The sequence below is a fragment of the Lentzea sp. NPDC059081 genome, from assembly GCF_042738015.1.
Classification (GTDB): domain Bacteria; phylum Actinomycetota; class Actinomycetes; order Mycobacteriales; family Pseudonocardiaceae; genus Lentzea.
Map to the genome: position 1 here is coordinate 1 of NZ_JBHYGW010000062.1, position 3,771 is coordinate 3,771.

Annotated in this window: 4 protein-coding genes; 2 read left to right on the forward strand and 2 right to left on the reverse strand. The window is 70.6% G+C overall.

Going from position 1 to position 3,771, the window contains the following annotated elements:
- Positions 1–171 precede the first annotated feature (171 nt).
- On the reverse strand, positions 172–2,136 hold the full coding sequence (locus ACFWV3_RS45675) for an alpha/beta hydrolase (RefSeq protein WP_382420657.1): 1,965 nt from the start codon (positions 2,134–2,136) through the stop codon (positions 172–174).
- Entirely contained in the window at positions 2,133–2,456 is a 324-nt protein-coding gene (locus ACFWV3_RS45680) for a hypothetical protein (RefSeq protein WP_382420659.1), read from the reverse strand. The genes ACFWV3_RS45675 and ACFWV3_RS45680 overlap by 4 nt, the downstream gene beginning before the upstream one ends.
- A gap of 103 nt (positions 2,457–2,559) precedes the next feature.
- On the opposite strand from ACFWV3_RS45680, the gene ACFWV3_RS45685 reads away from it, so the two are divergent.
- A complete protein-coding gene (locus ACFWV3_RS45685; RefSeq protein WP_382420661.1) occupies positions 2,560–3,306 on the forward strand; it encodes a maleylpyruvate isomerase N-terminal domain-containing protein in 747 nt (248 codons plus the stop codon).
- Positions 3,306–3,644, forward strand: coding sequence for a hypothetical protein (locus tag ACFWV3_RS45690; protein WP_382420663.1), 339 nt, complete (start codon positions 3,306–3,308; stop codon positions 3,642–3,644). The genes ACFWV3_RS45685 and ACFWV3_RS45690 overlap by 1 nt, the downstream gene beginning before the upstream one ends.
- Positions 3,645–3,771: the final 127 nt, after the last annotated feature.

The window sequence follows — 3,771 nt, forward strand, 5'->3', positions numbered from 1 at the left end:
AGCGTGGCGAGTTGACACCCCTCCTCAGGTGCAGCGAGTGCTGTGCCACGGCTCGTGACGGGACCACCCCACCGGAACCTTCTGTTTCAAGCCAAAAGCCAAAAGCAGCTCGGCTTCGCCGTCGCCACTGCTCGCCTTCGGCCTCGCCTTCGGGAAGATCCACGGACAGGCCTAGAACCACGACCCGACGGTCTTGATGGCGCCGCCGACACCCTCGACTACGTCGCGTCCCAGCTCTACCGCGTTGCCCACGGTGTCGACCACGACGTCACCGGCGTCGCTGGCGACCTCCTTGGTCGTGTCCCAGGCGTGGCCGGCCGCGTCACCCCAGTTGCCCTGCGAGATGTCGTCTACTACCTGGCCACCGCCGCGCCAGACGTCCTCGCCGATGTCGACGACCTCCTTGCCGGTGTTGACGCCCCAGTCGATGACGGGCCCGATGCCCGGCAGGTTCGACCCCGGCACCTCACGCGGTGTGGGCGCGTCCTGCCAGCGCTGCTCGGTGACGGCGCCGCCGTTGCCGTTGGCGATCTGCGCGATGTTCCTGAGCGACTCGGAGTCCTTGTCGTAGTACGACGAGTGCGCGTGCCCGATCCAGTCCTCGCCGGACGTGCCGAAGGTCTTCGCGCCGAACGACGCGTCGTACGGGCCGGTGGACGAGCCGTCCTTGGTGAACCAGTCGCCGCTGGTGGCCTGGATGACCGGGTCGTGCTCCTTGCCGCCGACGTAGACGTGCCCGGCTCCGGCCGACAGTTGGTCCACATTGGACGCACCTACGCCCGGCGAGCCGACGAACACGAGGTCGTCGGCCTTGAGGCCGTTGTCCATGGCCGAGTAGCCGACCACCGTGCTGCCGTAGCTGTGCCCGACGACCGTGACGTGCGCGTTGGGGTTCTGGACGCGGTACCCCTCGACGTCCGCTGCCAGGATCGCCGCGCCCTCTCGCGCCTGGGCCGGGTCGTTGACCTGTCCTGGCAGGAACTCCGGCGCGTCGTAGCCGAGCCACTGGATGGCGGCGCCGTTCGATCCCATCTCGGCGCTGAGGTTGGCCGCCTGGTCGAGTCCGAAGCTGCTGAGCTTGGAGGTGGTGCCGGGCACCGTGACAGCGACGTTCTGGGCCGTGTCGGGGTTGCCGAACGCGACGGCGATGGCACCTTCCTTGGCACCGGCGCCGTCAGGGCTCCACGCGAGCACGTAGGCCTGCTTGGGGATCGCCCTCGCCATGTCGTCCGCTTCCACCAGCGCGGCAGCGGCGTCGGTCGAGTTCTTCGCACGACGGGACGCCTCGTCGTACTGCTGCATCAGCTGGGAGCCCTGCGGGTCGTTGCGCAGTGCGCGTTGCCCCTCCGCCGACTTCGGGTCGACGCCGAGCTCGGCCGCGCGGTCGGCCAGCCGCTGCTCCAGCTCGGACTTCTGCCGGGTGAACCGCTCCGCGTCCTGCTTGATCCGCTCGCGGTTCGCCTGGTCGAGCACGGGGGCCGGCAGACCGCGGAGCTGGCCGAGCTCCTGGAACTTGGTCTTGAGCAGCGCGTCCTTGTCCGCCTGGCTGAGCTTGTTCCACCACTCGGCGACCGCCTTGGGGTCGGTTCCCGGCGGTGGCACCGGGGGCAGGGCGCCGCCCGCACCGGTGGTGGCGCGACTCCAGCCGCTGTCCGCGCGTGCGGACTCCTCGAAGCCCGGCGGGATCTTGGTGAGTGCGCCCGCGTAGGTCCGCAGGACGTTCTCGTAGCCCGACTTGACCCTGGTCAGCGCGTCGTTGACCTGGTTGGCGAGGGTGCGGGTCTGCTGCTCGTCCAAGCCGGGCGGACGGCTGCGCCACACCCCGATGGCCTGGTCGGCGGCACCGCGCATCTGGCCGTACGCACGGGAAGCGGCCTGGACGATGTCGACGCCGGCGCCGAGGCGTTCACCGGCGGCCTTGGCGGCTGCGGTGGTGAGCTGGGCACGGGACGAGAACTTGCCGGCGGCGTCGCCGATCCAGTTGCTCGCGGCGGTACCACCGCCCTTGGCGACGGACTGGCCGGCGCGGCCGACCGCGCTGATCGCGCCGGTGATCGGGTCCGAGGCGGCGGCGATCCGGCCCGCGTCGCCTGAAGCCAGCCTGCCGTACAGGCTCTCCGGATCCGTGTAGCTCACTTGCCGCCCCCAAGTCCCGTGAGGAGCTTCTTCAGCACGGTCTCGTGCTCCTCTTCCGTGCGCTGGTAGGCCTCGGCGTTCGACACGAGGCCCTCGGCCGCGTCGGCGAGCCACGCGGACCCGCGCTGGAGGTCCTGGGAGTGCGTGCCGACGAACCTCGACAGCGCCTCCGCGAACTCGGCGGCGGCGTCTACCTCGCCGAGCGCACCGGCGTCGAGCTTGAGCATCGAGATCATCTCCGCCGCCTCGCGCACCGCGTCGGAGCCGTTGCCGAACTCCTTCGACGCGTTGCGCAGCAGTTCGGGCTCAACGCCGAACATCGCCATCCGCCACCCCCATGGTTGGTCTCCGATCCATGCGACGCAGAAGCATCATCGCCGGTTCCCCGTTCACGGGTGACGCGTTTGGGGCACGATGACGCCCATGGTGCAGACGGGGTGGACGGCGCAGCGGTGGACCGCTGTGTTCGTCGAGCAGGCTGAGATGTTCCGCAAGGCGGTGGCGGAGGCGGACCCGGCCGCCGAGGTGCCCACGCGCCCCGGATGGACCGTGCAGGACCTGGTCGTGCACCTGGCCCGGTTCCTCGAGACCTCCACCGACTACCTGCGCACCGGCAGCCGCACCCAGGTGCAGCCGCCGCCCCCTCCCGCCGGCCTGTCGCCGCTCGAGTACCTCGACCTGCAGCTGACCGCGGCCGCCGAGATCCTGGCGGCGGTGCCGGGGAACCGCCCGGTCTGGACGTTCTCCCCGGCCGCCCCCGACCTCGCGTGGGTGTGGCACCGCCGCGTCGCCCACGAGACGGTGCTGCGCCGGTTCGACGCGCAGACGGTGGTCCGGCAGGTCGCCGGCACCGACCCGGATCTCTGCGTCGACGGCATCGACGAGGTGCTGACCACGATCGTCGCCGCCAAGCTCGAAGGGGACGTGCCGAACATCGCCCCCGGCACGGCCACGGTCCGCACGACCGACCTGCCCGAGTCGTGGTCGATCTCCCTGACGCCGGACGAGGTGCCCGAGGTCCGCGCGGCCGCTCCCGGCGAGGAGGGCGACGCCCTGGTGACCGGTGAGGCCGAGCTCGTCTACTTCTGGCTCTGGAACCGGATGAACCTCAAGGAGATGTCGGGCGACCAGCGCGTGCTGGAGGTCCTGCAGGTCGGGCGGGGGCACTGATGCGCAAGCTCGCCGCTGCCCTGCTGGGCTGCCTCGTGCTGGCCGGCTGCGCCTCCGACTGGGAGGACCAGGTCACCTACCAGGTCGTCGAGGTCTACGACTACAAGATGGCCCCGAGCTCCGAACCGGAGAAGCGGGTCCGGCTGAAGCTGTCCGGCGAGGCGCCGAGCGGCGTGCTGTCCAAGGACTCGCTGGCCTCGGCGGGAGTGGCGCTCGCCGACATCAGCGGTGACGTCGCGGCCGGCGACTCGGTGACCTGCACGGCGAAGCAGCACTCGTCCGGAGCGACGCAGACCAACGGGATCAAGACCGAGCTGAGCGGGTGCAAGAAGGCCTGACCCGTCACAGCACCCTCGCCGGTGCGGCTGAACGCATGAGTTTGGTCACCCCTCCAGGGGTTCGAGGGGGGCCTACCACACCTCGCGCCACTTACACTTCGAGGTGCAGCCAGCCCCACTCGTGAGG